Annotated in this window: 8 protein-coding genes; 5 read left to right on the top strand and 3 right to left on the bottom strand. The window is 71.9% G+C overall.

Going from position 1 to position 13,777, the window contains the following annotated elements; all coding sequences use genetic code 11:
- The first annotated feature begins 50 nt into the window (after positions 1–50).
- Entirely contained in the window at positions 51–2,228 is a 2,178-nt protein-coding gene (locus AC6H2I_RS18645) for a hypothetical protein (protein WP_497502189.1), read from the top strand.
- 62 nt (positions 2,229–2,290) lie between these two features.
- On the opposite strand, the gene AC6H2I_RS18640 is transcribed toward AC6H2I_RS18645, so the two are convergent.
- Positions 2,291–3,199, bottom strand: a complete 909-nt coding sequence (locus AC6H2I_RS18640) for a tetratricopeptide repeat protein (protein ID WP_497502188.1) — start codon at positions 3,197–3,199, stop codon at positions 2,291–2,293.
- A 389-nt stretch (positions 3,200–3,588) separates the two neighbouring features.
- Between AC6H2I_RS18640 and AC6H2I_RS18635 the strand changes: the two genes are divergently transcribed.
- The 4 genes from AC6H2I_RS18635 (at position 3,589) to AC6H2I_RS18620 (ending at position 11,818) form a co-directional block, all read left to right on the top strand.
- Positions 3,589–5,301, top strand: coding sequence for a substrate-binding domain-containing protein (locus tag AC6H2I_RS18635; protein WP_497502187.1), 1,713 nt, complete (start codon positions 3,589–3,591; stop codon positions 5,299–5,301).
- 109 nt (positions 5,302–5,410) lie between these two features.
- Entirely contained in the window at positions 5,411–10,201 is a 4,791-nt protein-coding gene (locus tag AC6H2I_RS18630) for a hypothetical protein (protein WP_497502186.1), read from the top strand.
- Positions 10,202–10,403: 202 nt separating this feature from the next.
- Complete coding sequence (gene sctJ / locus AC6H2I_RS18625; RefSeq protein ID WP_497502185.1) at positions 10,404–11,207, top strand: type III secretion system inner membrane ring lipoprotein SctJ; 804 nt, start codon at positions 10,404–10,406, stop codon at positions 11,205–11,207.
- Between the two features lie 8 nt (positions 11,208–11,215).
- A complete protein-coding gene (locus AC6H2I_RS18620) occupies positions 11,216–11,818 on the top strand; it encodes a hypothetical protein (RefSeq protein ID WP_497502184.1) in 603 nt (200 codons plus the stop codon).
- 19 nt (positions 11,819–11,837) lie between these two features.
- On the opposite strand, the gene sctO is transcribed toward AC6H2I_RS18620, so the two are convergent.
- Entirely contained in the window at positions 11,838–12,317 is a 480-nt protein-coding gene (sctO, locus tag AC6H2I_RS18615; protein ID WP_497502183.1) for a type III secretion system stalk subunit SctO, read from the bottom strand.
- Positions 12,318–12,340: 23 nt separating this feature from the next.
- Complete coding sequence (sctN, locus tag AC6H2I_RS18610) at positions 12,341–13,753, bottom strand: type III secretion system ATPase SctN (RefSeq protein WP_497502182.1); 1,413 nt, start codon at positions 13,751–13,753, stop codon at positions 12,341–12,343.
- Positions 13,754–13,777: the final 24 nt, after the last annotated feature.

Genomic DNA, 13,777 nt, shown 5'->3' with positions numbered 1-13,777 from the left:
CGTTTCACAGCCGGGCCTGCGCCCGATCACAGTCGAAGAGGGCAAATGCCATGGCCGTCACCGTGCCGCCGTCGACCATCCTGAGGAACCTCGCCGCGGGGTACCAGAAGGGCACGATCACCGACAGAACGCCGCTGAGCGCCCTCAAGCCGGACGGCACGAAGAAGGCGACCGGCGCGCAGAAGCTTCTGCGCACCATGCAATGGGCCGTCACGGGCAGCCCGCGCCAGCGTTCGCTGACGGTCGAGGATGTCCGCAGCGTGCTGAAGGCCGCCTACGCGACGGAGACGCTGGGGCTCGGCCGCACCCCGGCCCAGATCGTCGACACCGCCTTCGACACCCGCCTTGGGTCCAGCATGGACGGCGTGCCCCGGGCCGGGGACGTCCGGGACGTGGTCGAGTTCTTCGAGGCGGCGCGCGCCGCCGAGGCGGCGGAACCGCGCATGCCGGCGACGGCGGCGGAGCTCGCCGGCACCTTCGACACCATCAAGGACCACCTGGCCAGGAGCATGGACCCCGTGGCCTTCGACGCGTTCGCCGCCGCGGTGCAGGCGATGGCGAACACCGGGACGGCCGTTCCCGCCGGGGGCGACGCCCGCACCGTCGACGTCGACAGGCTTCGCCAGGCGATTGGGCCCGAGGGGCGGGACGGGATCACGCACGCCGACCTTTCCCTGCTCCAGCTCGCCCAGCCCGGGGGGCGCGCTGCGACGATCTCGCCGCTCGCCGTGCTGCAGAGCGCGCATCGCGCCCTGTCGGCCACGCCGCCGGCCATGGCTACGGCCAATCCCGTCGGCCGCACCGCCACGCTCCACCCCGCCGTGGGGCCTGTGCCACCGGAGCGGGGCCTGGCCGTTCTCGAGCGCGCCCCCTTGCGCAACGGCGCGCCGGTGAGCATGCGGGACAAGGCCGACGCCTTCCTCATGCACGAGGGCCATTTCAAGGCGGCCATGAACCCGGCGGAGTTCGCGGCGCTGGCCAAGGCGATGCGGCATGTTCTCGCCACCGCCAGGTCCGGACGCGACACGGACCTGACACCCGAGATGACGCCGGCCGTCCGCATTCCGAAGGTGAACATCGCCGCCCTGCGAACCGCGGTCGGACCGCAGGGCGCCGCGGGGATCACGCCGGCCATGCTCGATCGCCTGGGTTCCCGGTTCGGCGCGACGGTGCGGGTCAACACCGTTCTGGAAGCGGCCGTGCGGGCCATGACCGCGGACTTTCCGGGCTCTGTGAACGAGTCGGTCGAACGGCCCGTCCCGCAGGTGCCGCCGCGGCCGGTGTCGCTGCAGTCCGACATGGCGTCTCTGGTGGAACTGTTCGGGGAAGCCACGCCGGGCGACGTCGGGCGCGATTCCCGCGACGCCGCCCGGGCCGTCCTGGACCAGACCCAGGGTCTGGCCGCGGCGACCCGGCTGGACCGCGTGGCGTTCGACGGGCAGGAGGGCCCGCCGGCCGCGCTGGCGGTGCTGACCGGGACGATCGCCCTGATGAACCCGGGCGCGGTGCGCGTGCCGCCGTTGACCGCGGCGCAGATCGACACCCTGGCCGCCGGCATGATCGAGGAGTTCCAGATCGCCCACGGGCGTGAGCCCGAGACCGTGGGTGACCTGCGGGACCTTGTGGCGCGGACGGTGGAACGGATGGTGGAGCTGGAGCTGCGCGGCTACGGGGTCCGCCCCGGCCTCCCCGGCGCGCAGGCCGAGCGGATCGCCACGGAGATCATGGCGAATGCCGAAACTCGGTTCGGTCATCCGCCCAGGTCCGTTGACGAGGTCGGTACGGTGGTGGACGGCGCGCGGCTGCGGGTCGCCGGGATGCATCGCGACCCGGGGGTCAGCACCAATGACGTGTACGGCGAACTCGTCGGCGACCACCACGCCATCGTGGACGCGCGGGACGACCTGCTGGCCGCCGTCGCGCCGCAGCATCGCAACGATGTCCTTGGCCTGTTCCTCAAGCTCGACGACCTGGTGGACCTGGTCGAGACCCATGACGGGGACGGCGTGGAACACTACGACACCCTGATCGTGCTTCTGGACCAGGGGCTGGAACGGGTCCGGGAGCTGCCGCTCACCGGCGAGGCCGCCCAGCGCCTTGGCGGCGAGGCGGTGGACGGCGAGGAGCCGTTCACGCTCGGCGCCTATCTGGACGGGCGGCGGGACGCGGGTGGGGCGGGCAGCGTCGTGTCCGACGCCAGCCGGCCCCGTGGCGCCAGCGTCGCATGACCGCCCGGCGGAACCGGGCCCGATCGGGGCTGCCCGACCGCCCGGACCTGCCGGTGGCCGGCCTAGGAGGCGCAGCCGATCTCCCCCGCCGCCGTCGCGGCGCGGGGGTCGTCGAGGCGGCGCGCAAGGTCGATCCAGCGGCACGCCGCGGCGCGGTCGGGGGCACCGAGGAGGTCGCCGGCAAGGAGCTGGCCGAGGTTGAGCATCGCCGTGGTGTCGCGGTGCACCGCGCCGACCTGCCAGAAGAACCGTGCCACCTCGAGGTTCTTCTCGACCCCATGCCCGGCCGCGAAGGCGACGCCCAGCGCCGCGAAGGCCCGCGGGTCGCCGGCCCGTGCGGCCCGGCTGAAGCCGTCGAAGGCCTGCCGCGCCGCGCCGGGGGTGCCCGCCCGGTAATGGGTCCAGGCGTCCCGGTAGAGCGCCGCGGCGTCGCCGGCGTCGTCGCCGCCCGGCGGATCGACGAGCATCCGCGCCAGCACCAGCGGCAGGGCCGGCGCATGGGATGGGGCGGCGGCCTCTGCGGCGCCCGGGGCGGTCCGGGTCCTGAGCGCGGCGTTCTCGGTCCTGACCGCCCCCAGTTCGGTGAACGCCTGCTGCGCGCGGGCGTAGGCGTCGGCGAGGTCGCGCTTCATGCGGTCGTTCTGGGTCATCGCCTCGGTGTGCGCCCCCTTCAGGGTGCCGAGCTGCGTGAACGCCTCCTGCGCGCGGTTGTACGCGTCGGCGAGGTCGCGCTTCAGGCGCTGGTTCTCGCCCACCGTTTCCGCATGCGCCTTCTTCAGGTCGTCCAGCTCGACCAGGGTTTGCTGGACGCGGGTGTAGGCATCCTTGAGGTCGCGCTGCAGCCGGCCGTTCAGCGCGCTCAGCTCCTCGACCGACGGCGCCGTGGCGCCGGTCTGGGCCTGGACGGCCATGGGCAACGCAACCGCGATGCCCAGCACGCACCCCGTCAGCCAACCGCGAGAACCCGTCATCAAACACACTCCTCCTCTGGGACCGCGCAAGGGACCAGCGGCCTTGCGCCGGAAATTCGGATATCCATGCGCCACAATATCGTATACAAACGGAGCGGCCGTCCAGTCCTACTGAGTGCATTGCCTCGGCAACGAGGATGTTCCGAAAGGGCGTGGGCGATAAATATTGCAGTTTTATGAATGTCGGCGCCGGTGTTGCTCTCGCTGGCTTGGAAAGACTTGATAAGGTGGAGAGTGGGACGATGCGTGTTTGGGTGATGGTGTTCGCGCTGCTTTGGGCGGCGCTTCCGGGTCCTGCCGGTGCGACGGATGCGGACGGCTCGGCTGCCGCCACGACTGGCGGGTTCGCCCTTCCCGAACCGACCCGGGCGATGCCGGAGGACGCCCAGATGCTGCGAATCCACGGCAGCAACACGATCGGTGACACGCTGATGCCGGCGCTCATAGAGGCGTTCGCCTGGTATCACCGCGGGCAGGCGACGCCCGGCGCGGTGCAGGTCGAGACGGAGAGCACCGGCGAGAACCAGCGCATGATCCATCTCGGCAACGTCCGGGCGGGCATGCCGCGGGCGGTCGAGCTCCAGGCGCACGGTTCCAGCACGGGCTTCCGCGCCCTGGCCGACGGCAAGGCCGACATCGCCATGTCGTCGCGGCCGATCCGCCCCGATGAGGTCCAGATGCTGTGGCCGGTTGGCGACATGGGGTCGTACGCCAGCCAGCACGTCATCTCGCTGGACGGGCTGGCCATCATCGTCCACCCCAACAACCCGATCTTCGGGCTGAGCCTGCAGCAGATCGCCGGGATCTTCAGCTGCGAGTACCAGGATTGGTCGCAGTTCGGCGGGCCGTTCGGGCGCATCAATCTCTACACCCGGGATCACAAGTCCGGGACCTTCGAGACGTTCCAGAACCAGGTGCTGGGCTATCGCCCCTTGTGCGGCTATGCGCGCCGCTTCGAATCGAACGAGGCGCTGTCGGACGCCGTCGCGGCCGACCCCAACGGCATCGGCTTCGTCTCCCTGTCCTATATCCAAAAGGCCCGGGCGGTTCCGATCAACGAGTGCGGCGTGCTGCTGGCGCCCACCCAGTTCGCGGTGAAGACGGAGGAGTACCCGCTGACCCGGCGCCTGTACCTCTACGCGCCGCCGCAGAGCGACAAGCCGTTCGTCCGGGCGTTCCTCGACTTCGTCCAGTCCTACGTCGGCCAGCAGGTGGTCGAGCGGAACGGCTTCGTCAGCCTGCTCGTGGTGCCGCAGGGGGCGCAGGACCGCTATGTGCAGTTCAGCAACCTGTTCGCGCTCGACGCCCAGGGCGCGACAGCCGGCGGGCCGGGCGGGTCGGCCGAACCGCCGACCGCGCCGCCGGTCGCCGGCTTCGGTTTCGGCGGAGTCGCGCCGGGCTATGGCGGGGGTGTGCCGCCGGTCTATGGCGCGCCGGGCTTTCTCCCGGGCGCGCCCGGCATGCCGGAAGGAGCCCCAGGCGGACAGCCGTTCGCCCCGGGCATGCCGGGGCAGCCACCGTTCGGGCCGCCGGGCTTCGGGGCGCCCGGGGCTCCGTACGGGTACGGCGCACCCATGGGGCCGATGGCGGGAAGCGGCATGCCGTACGCCGGCGCGCCCGGCATGCCGATGATGGGCATGCCGATGATGGGTATGCCGATGATGGGCATGCCCATGGCCGGCGTGCCGACACTCCCGCGGCAGGTCAACCCGGAACAGAACGCCGACGCGCTGCGCGAGTACGGGCGCTTCATCCAGGATGCGTTGCGGCTGTCGGTGACGTTCCGTTTCCTGCCAGGGCGGACGGAGTTGGACGGGCGGGGCTTTCAGGACCTCTACCGTCTGGCCCAGTACCTGCGCCTGCCGCAGAACGCCTACGGCAAGCTCCACCTGATCGGGATGACCGAGAGCGAGGGGGCGTACGAGACCAACCGTGCCCTGTCGACGGAGCGCGCCGAGACTGTGTCGCAGCAGCTCAAGTCCCTGCTGAACGTCCCGGTGGCCGGTGTGCACGGCTTCGGCGAGGAGGCTCCGGTGGCGTGCAACGACAACGAATTCGGCCGCTACAAGAACCGCCGGGTCGAGGTCTGGATCAAGCCCTGACGGCCTTTCGGCCGCGACGGAGGGCCAAGGGGGGCGGGCAAGGGTGATCGGCGGCGCCACGGTGGTGCCGCCTCGGCAATCGGCGCGTTGGGCAGGGGACGAGCGGTCCATGGTGTTTGGTATCCTGAGGAGTCCTTTCACCAGCCGGTCCGACGGTGCGCGGCCGGCCGGACGCACCGGCGGCCCCGGCGCGACGGCGCGCTTCGCGCCGGCCGCCGAGGGGGGGCTGGCGCGCCTCGTCAAGACCTTCCGAAAGGGCAACGACACGCGCAACGACGACGGCGTGGCGCGGGCGAGCATCCGCAAGACCCTTGACCTGCCGTCCCCGGTCGCCGCAACCAAGGCGCCGGCGCCGGCGCCGGCGCCGGAGTCGTCGTTCAAGGCCAGGGGACCGTACCTGGAAGCCCTTCACAAGACGGGAATCCGATGGTTCCCCGGCAACGGCAATCTTTCCGCCCTCTTCAATCTGAAGACGAACGAAAAGGCGAATTCCATCGTCCGCCTCGTGTCGGACGACATCGGCAGCATCACTATGGAGGATCTTCGGACCAAGACGTGGAAGCCCGGTGAGAAATACGGCATCGCCGACACGATCTTCTTCACCGGGTTTGAAAAGGCGAAGTCGGACAAGGAAGGCGTCGTTTCGGTGAGCGTCGCCGCGCAGAACAGCGAAACCTTCGAACAGATGACGCTCGAGTCGTACCTGGGACACTCCGGCTTCCATCCGAAGGACGCCGTGTACGTGTACATCGACGAACACGGGCTGCACATCGGCATGTCGGAGGCGAATGCGGTCAAGCGGCTGACGGACGACGGCCTCGACCCGCAAACCATCCGGGACCGGCTCGAGCTCGGCGCGCGGCAGGTCGGGCTGGACCGCGACGGTCGCTACTGCGGCGATGGCAAGACGTCCGCCACCACGGCGCCGGTCGACGATCTGTGCGCTGCCATGGGCGACCGCTTTCCCGCCCGGGAGGTGTGCGACGCTCTGATGGAGGTGGCGGGGGACGACGCCGCGTTCGTGGCCGACCTGCGCCAGCAATACGACGACGGCGCGATCACGCTAGCGCAGCTGTTGAGCACGGCATCGGAAAGGCTCGGCGTGACGGTCACGCTCAACATCAAGGGGCCCGATGACGGCTGGCTTGGAACCGTGGAGTTCCGCTCGGGCAGGCTGGTCGTGCACGACAAGGTCCAACCCCCGCCGGCCCCGCCGGAAGCGGAGCTGGTGCGGGGCGAACTGGTCCGTGAATGGGGGCGCTACCGGCTCGTCGGTCTGGAGCACGGCTCGGCCGGGTGGACCGGCGTCACCCGGCCGTCCGGACCGTATGAGGAGACCGCAGCCGGGGCGTCGGGTCTGCGCCGCGTCGTCGAATCCGCCGTCCCGCAAAGCGGCGGCGACGTGTTCCACGCCTGCGCACCGGGGCAGCCCTGGCCCTTGACCCTGGAGGAGACGCCGGACAGCGACCCCGCAAAAGCGGCGCTGACGGCGGCGGCGGCGGCCGGGGCGGGGCGCCGGGCCGTGGTGGCCGAGGCGCTTCTGACGCTGTCCGAGACCCCGGAGGGGCGGGCGCGCCTCGCGGCGTGCATCGACTTCGGCGAACCCGGCGCACACACCGCCACCTTCCGGTTTCCCGGGGCGGGGATCGAGGTCGCGGTGCAGAAGATCCTGCCGGGCCGGTCGGCGGCGTCGGGCGAGGTGGCGGAACTGGACCTCGCCCTGCGCGCGGTCAACCTGCTCGCCCAGGTCACCGGCACCACCGGCGACGTCGACGCTGCGGCGGTGGTCCGCGCGTTCGAGCCGCCGGCCGTCATCGACCCGTCGGCCGTCGTCGACCCGCTGCGTCCCGCCGCGGCATTTGACTTCAAGCTGCGCCCGGGTGCGGAAACGTGGCCGATCGCGCACGTGGTCGACGCCCGGCTGCTGGCGCCCGGCGAAACCAAGGATGGCGTGGCGTGGCAACTGGTCGAGCGTACGCCGCTCGACGGGCATCCCCTGACCACCCACGACAAGGGCGTGCTGGACGCCGCCGACGCCGTCGATCGGCTGTCCATCACGCAGCGCCTCGGCGAGACCGGGATGCCCCACAGCTGTTTCCTGATGGCCAGCCTGCGGGCCATGCTCGCATCGCCCCAGGGGATGGCGACCCTGCGCGAGCGAGTCACTTTCGACGGCGACCGCGTCCGGGTGTCCATGCCCGGCTTCGGCCTGGAGGTGGACGTGCAGGCGATCGCCGCACGCAAGGACGGCGCGCCGCTGTACAGCGACAGCGCGCCGGTGATCGAGGTGCTCGCGCGGGCGTTCGACATCGCCTTGCAGGCGGCCGGGCAGGGGCCGCTGGGCGGCACCGACCAGGAGCCCGACATCGTCTTCCGGGCCTTCGGCATGAGCACCCAGGCGGTGATGCCTCCGGTGGCGGACGCCAAGACGACCGATGCGGACGAGGTGCGGCTCTTCGGCGAGCATCTCCGGGAACGGATCGCGACCGCGCCTGTGACCCTGTCGCGGGGCGCCACCGGCACGCACGTCATGGCGTTGACGGGGATCGACACGACGGATGGCGACCCGCGGGCCTGGCGGGTGACGGTCTTCGACCCCATGGGCGGGGTGGACGGCACGTTCGAGCAGACCTTCACCCTGGGTGGGTTGGTGGATGGCGCACGCAACCTGCCGCATGCGGAACGGGTGCAAATCGTTGCGGCGGAGCGCCGCGAGGGTGCTCCCCAGCGCAGCTCCGTCCTTCTCGGCTCCGAGCCGGAGGTGTTCACCACCGAGCCCTCCCCCTTGCCGGGGCTGGTCACCACGAACGTCGCCGCCGCGCAGACGGCGGCGCGCGCCCTCTGGCGCCCGGTCGCCGCCGTCACCGCCGATCTTCCCACGACCACGCGCGACCCCCTGCAGCGGGCGGTCGCGCTGGGCCGCAGCGTGTCGGCCGCCTTGTCCGCCGACCCGGCCCGGCGGGGCAGGGTTCTCCAGGCGATCGTCCAGTCGCTGCCGCCCGGCCTGCGCGCGCCGACCCCGGTGACGGCGGGCGCGGAACTCGACCAGCACCTGGCTCGCCACCTCGGGCTGTCCCTGGGCGACCTCGGCGGCCTCGCCCAGGCGCCACTCCTGGCCGTCCAACAAGGCCTGCACGCCCTGCGCGACGGCCGGCATCCGCATCCGGCCAGCCTCGGCAATGCGCTGCGCAGCGACCTGGACAGGCTGCGGATGGCGGCCGGCGTCCTGCGCGCCGCGGCGGAGCTGGTGGACGAGGAAGGGGGGGACCTGCGCGCGCTCGGCGAGGCGCTGGAGGCCGCCGCCTCCGGGCTGTCGGGGCCCGACGGGGCGCCGCTCCGCCAGAACGTGGAGACGTTCAGCCGGGCCGCGCCGGCCGATCTGCGGGCGGCGCTGTCCGGTGTGCCGCCCTGGCAGCCGTCGCCGCCGTCCGGCTCGCCGCCAGCGGCCTTGGTGTCGGCGTCGGTTGGGCTCCCCCCCTCGGGAGCGTCGGGCACGCCCCAGGAGATGGAGGCGCTTGGCACCCGCCTGGAGGCGCTGTTCGGGCAGGGGCCGCTCTCCATGACGCGCCAGGTGGAGGGCCAATTGCGGTTCGCGGTCGTGCAGCGGGTTGCGCGATCCGCGACCGACCCGTCGGATTGGACGATCACGTTCGTCGATCGCCCACAGAACACGGTCCACGAAACCACCCTCGGCGCGATCGTGGCCGCTGCCGATCCGTACACGCAATTCCAGTCGATGGCGCCGTCGTCGACCCAGCCGCGTCCACCGGCCGTGAACGGGCCGCAGGCCAGGCAGCCGCAGCCGCCGTCCGGCCCGCCATCGACGGAGGTGATCCGGCTGCCGCCGCCGGGCCTGCCGGTCACCCCCCAGCAGATCGAGGCGCTGGGGTCCCGCCTGGAGGCGTTGCTCGGCACGGGACCCCTGTCGATGACACGCGGGGTGGAAGGCCGGCTGCAGCTCGCGGCCGTTCAGCGGATCACGCGATCGGCGACCGACCCATCGGACTGGACGATCGCGCTGGTCGACCGCCCCCAGGGGACCGTCCACGACACCACCCTTCGCGCCATCGTGGCGGGCGCCGATCCGTACGTGCAGTTCCAATCCACGGCGTCGTTCGTCGGCCTGAACGAGGATGACTGGGACGAGGGGGGGCGGCTGTTCATCGATGGCGTGGCGCGGGGCGACTCGGTCGTGCACCAGGAGCGCATCGGCGCCGCCCTGGGCCTCTATGAAGCGGCGGGTGCGGTGACGGTCGGCAGCGACACGCTGCTGCGCGAAGCGCCTGACGCCCGTCAGCACCTGAAGACGGCGGAAGCGCTGGGCCGCCGCCTTGCCCTTGATCCGATGGGGCGGGCCGGTCTCGTCGCGGCGATCGTTGATTCGCTTCCGGAGGGTTTGCGTCGAGAGGCTCTCGCCCTTGACGATGCGGCGACCCAGGAGGCGTTCCTGGCCACCCGGCTGGGCCTGGACCTGGCAGACATCGCCCGGTTCGCGGTTGCCCCGATTCGCGAGATCCAGGCGAAAGGCCGCGATCTCCGTGACGGCGCGCGCCAGGTGCACGGCGCCCTGATGGCGCTGACGCCCGAGCAGCGCACGACGTCAGGCCCATGGTGGGACGCGATCGCCGCGACCGCGGCCACGGTCGTTCCCTCCGCCCAGGACATCGCATCCGACTTGCGGACCCGACTGGAAACCATGCTCAGCGTGGGCCGCCTTCTCAAGGATGCGGCGGGCCCGCTGAAGGGCGACGGGGCGACGCTCCGCCAGCTTGGCGAGGCCCTGGAGGCGGCAGCCAACGGGTTGCTGGGCGACGAGGGGCGTGGGCTGTTCGCGGCGGCCGAAGCGATCGGCGCGGCGGCCGGCGGCCTGGGCGGCGCCATGCCTGGGGCGCGGGCGTGACGGCCAGCGCCCGGTCGCGGCCGGCTGCGGTGCGTGCGGATGAAGTTCCTGTTACGGCGTCCCATTCATCTGGACTCCGGCGGCGCAAACACGCCAAAACGGCCGCACAGGGCACCACGTATGATTTTGTGATCAGCGGAAGCCACACCGTCGATCCCGCTGTCGTCGGGCCGTCGGGCCGACCGTGAAGAGGCGCCACACCGTGCAGCGAGCTTTTGCGACCGTCCTTCGCCGCCACAGCCGGTGCTGCGGCCTGATCCTCGTCTTGTGCGGCGCGCTGGCGCTCGCCGGGTGCAAGGTGGAGCTGTATTCGGGCATCAGCCAGCGCGAGGGCAACGAGATGCTGGCCCTGCTGCTGGGCGCCGGCATCGACGCCGACAAGACGGTGGATCGCGAGGGGAAGACGACGATCCAGGTCGAGCAGGGCCAGGTCGAACACGCGATTTCCGTGCTGCTCGCCCGCGGCCTGCCGCGGTCGAAGTCCGTCAACCTCATGGATATCTTCCAGTCGGAAGGCCTGATCGCCTCGGCCGGGGCCGAACGCATGCGCTACATCTACGCCAAGTCGGAGGAGCTCAACGGCACCCTGTCGCAGCTCGACGGCGCCGTGGCGGTGCGCGTCCACATCGCCGTTCCCGAGGACAAGCGGGCCAACAAGGGCCAGACCCCGCCGGCGTCCGCGGCGGTGTTCATCAAGTACCAGAGCCAGTACGATTTCACCTCCTACGTGCCGCTGATCAAGCAGCTGGTGGCGAACAGCGTCGAGGGCGTCGCCTACGACAGCGTCAGCGTCGTGCTGTTCCCCACCGACGCCAACCTGATGGTTCCCCGCCTGGACATGGCGGCCGATCCCACGGCGGCGGCCCGGCCGCTGGACGTGGCGGCGATGTGGGCCTCCCACCCCGCGGCCGTCGTCGCCGGCGGAGGCGGGCTGGCCGCGACCCTGGCCCTTCTCGTCTACGTGACCATGCTGCGGCGCCGGCTGGCCCGTCAGGCGGCCGATTGAGGGTGGCGATGGCCGTCGAGGTGGAGGACCTGACGTTCTGGCTGTGCCCGCTCGACCAGACGGACGAGTCTTGGCTGGCTGATGTGGGGTGGGGCGATGCCGCGGCGCTGCGTCACCCCCGGATCCGCGGCCGGGCGAACGCGGCGCTCATCGCCCACTACTCCCTCGGCACCGGCATGGGGACGCTGTCCGATCCGCTGGTGCGCCGGCTGGCGCTGCTCGAGCGGGAGGCGCTTCGCCGGGTGGCGTGGCTGGCCACCCTGTGCGTGACGCAGCGCCTGCTGCAGCAGGCCATCGACCGCGATCGCCGGCACTGCCTTCAGGAGGTGCTGGGCGACGACCTGCTGTTCGTGTCGCGCCGCGCCGGGTTGCTGTGGCGCGGCGACGGCGTCCGGGTGCCGGGCTTCGACACCGCGTCGACGCTGCGCCATGCGCTGGGAACCATCGGCGTCGGCGTGGTCGCGAGCGCCCTGGCCGAGGCGGCCGAACCCGACGTGCGGCGCCGCCTGATGCTGCGCTTTCCCAAGGACCAGGTCGGCCGGGCCACCGTCTGGGACGCGGCGCGGCGGCCGGACCTGCGCCTCCTGCTCGCCAAGCTGCTGGAGGCGTAGCGCCGCGGCGCCGGGGCGCTCAGGCGGGCTTTTCGGGTGCGTCGGGGCCGCGCGGCGTGAACTCCTCCAACTCGCGCGCTTCCCGTGCCAGGGCGCCGCGGCGGTCGGTCAGGCTCAGTTCCGAGACGATCTCGCCGAGCTTCATGTGCTTGCGGGAGACGTGCTGGTGGTGGCGCTGCGCCTCCACGAAGGCGGCGCGCGCCTCCTGGTGGGCGCGGTCCAGCTCCATCGCCGCGTCCAGATACTCCTTGAGCTGCAGCTTCAACAGGTGGACGCGCTCCTTGACCGTCTCGAAATCGCCCTTCTGGGCGACCTTCTCCATCAGGTCCTGATAGAGGAGGTTCTCCTGCTGGCGGACGACCTCCTGGAACCGCTTGTAGGAGTCCAGCGCCTGTTCCAGGCGGGCGCGTCGGTCGAGCATGGTGCGGCGGGCAGCCAACATGCGCTCCTCCGCCTTGCGCTCGCGCGTGGCGTAGAGGCCGGTCAGGGTGGCGAACATCCGGGTCGACACCGCGGGCCCTCTCAGGCGCAGGCGAAGAGGGCGCGCAGGGTGGCCGCCGCCGCCGCCGGCTCGCCCATGCCCTGGCGCAGGAAGGCCAGCATCGCCTCGCGCTTCTCGATGGCGATGTCCGCCTCGGCGTCCGACCCGCTCTGGTATTCGCCGACGCGCAGCAGCAGTTCCACCTCGTCGTACTTCGCCAACAGCCGGCGGAAGCGGCCGGCCGCCGCGACGTGGCGCTCGTCGACGATGTTCGGCATGACGCGGCTGACGCTGGCCAGCACGTCGATGGCCGGGTAGTGGTTGGCCCGCCCCAGCTTCTTCGACAGCACGATGTGGCCGTCGAGGATGGAGCGGGTCTCGTCGGCGATCGGCTCGTCCATGTCGTCGCCTTCGACGAGGACGGTGTAGAACGCGGTGATGGATCCGCGGTCGGAGTTGCCGGCGCGTTCCATCAGCCGCGGCAGCGTGGCGAAGACCGAGGGGGGAAAGCCGCGCCGGGTCGGCGGCTCGCCGGCGGCCAGGCCGATCTCGCGCAGGGCGCGGCCGAACCGGGTCACCGAGTCCATCACCAGCAGCACCCGCTTGCCCTGGTCGCGGAAGTACTCGGCGACCGCCGTGGCGACGTAGGCGGCGTTCACCCGCTCCATCGCCGGCCGGTCCGAGGTGGACACCACCACCACCGAGCGCCGGCGCCCCGCCTCGCCCAGACTGTGCTCCAGGAACTCGCCCACCTCGCGGCCGCGCTCGCCGATCAGGGCGACGACGCAGACCTCCGCCTCGCTGTTGCGCACGAGCATCGACAGCAACGAGGTCTTGCCGCCGCCGGCCGCGGCGAAGATGCCGATCCGCTGCCCCTCGCCGCAGGTCAGCAGCCCGTCGATGGCCCGCACCCCCACGGCCAGGGGCGTGCGGATCGGCCGGCGCGACAGCGGGCTCGGCGGGTCCGCCATCACCGGGTGGTGGCCTTCCACCACCAGCGGCCCCCGGTCCGCCTCGTCGACAGGGGTGCCGTGGCCGTCCAGCACCCGCCCCAGCAGCCGCGGCCCGACCCCGACGGACTGGGTTTGCCCGGTCGGCACCACCTCGGCCTGGTCGGACAGGCCCTTCAGTTCGCCGAGCGGCGTCAGGATGGCCTCGCCTCCGTTGAGGCCGATGACGACCGCCGACAGCCGGGCGCCGGTCCGTGGGTCGGACAGCCGGCACAGCTCACCGATGTGGGCGCCGGGCGCCGTCGCGGTGATGACGGTGCCGAGCAGGCGTTTGACGCGCCCGCTCACCCGCCGCTCGGGGATCGCCGCCACCGCCTGCCGGCATTGCGCCAGACGCGCCGCCAGACGATCGGCGGCGGCCACGCGCAGGGACGCCGCGGCGTCGGCGACGCCCGCCGACACGGACCGGCCATCGTCGTCGATGGTCCGCACGCCGTCCTCCACGTGCCGCCTCCCGCGCCCCGATTG

The sequence above is a fragment of the Azospirillum sp. NS33 genome (genome assembly GCF_059703765.1).
The sequence above is the reverse complement of the archived record's forward strand: the minus strand, read 5'-3'. Positions and strand labels throughout refer to the sequence as shown.

Coding starts and splice junctions, on each gene's coding strand:
- AC6H2I_RS18645 (WP_497502189.1), top strand. CDS start 51: ATGGCCGTCACCGTGCCGCCGTCGACCATCCTGAGGAACCTCGCCGCG.
- AC6H2I_RS18640 (WP_497502188.1), bottom strand. CDS start 3,199: ATGACGGGTTCTCGCGGTTGGCTGACGGGGTGCGTGCTGGGCATCGCG.
- AC6H2I_RS18635 (WP_497502187.1), top strand. CDS start 3,589: ATGCTGCGAATCCACGGCAGCAACACGATCGGTGACACGCTGATGCCG.
- AC6H2I_RS18630 (WP_497502186.1), top strand. CDS start 5,411: ATGGTGTTTGGTATCCTGAGGAGTCCTTTCACCAGCCGGTCCGACGGT.
- AC6H2I_RS18620 (WP_497502184.1), top strand. CDS start 11,216: ATGGCCGTCGAGGTGGAGGACCTGACGTTCTGGCTGTGCCCGCTCGAC.
- sctO (WP_497502183.1), bottom strand. CDS start 12,317: ATGTTCGCCACCCTGACCGGCCTCTACGCCACGCGCGAGCGCAAGGCG.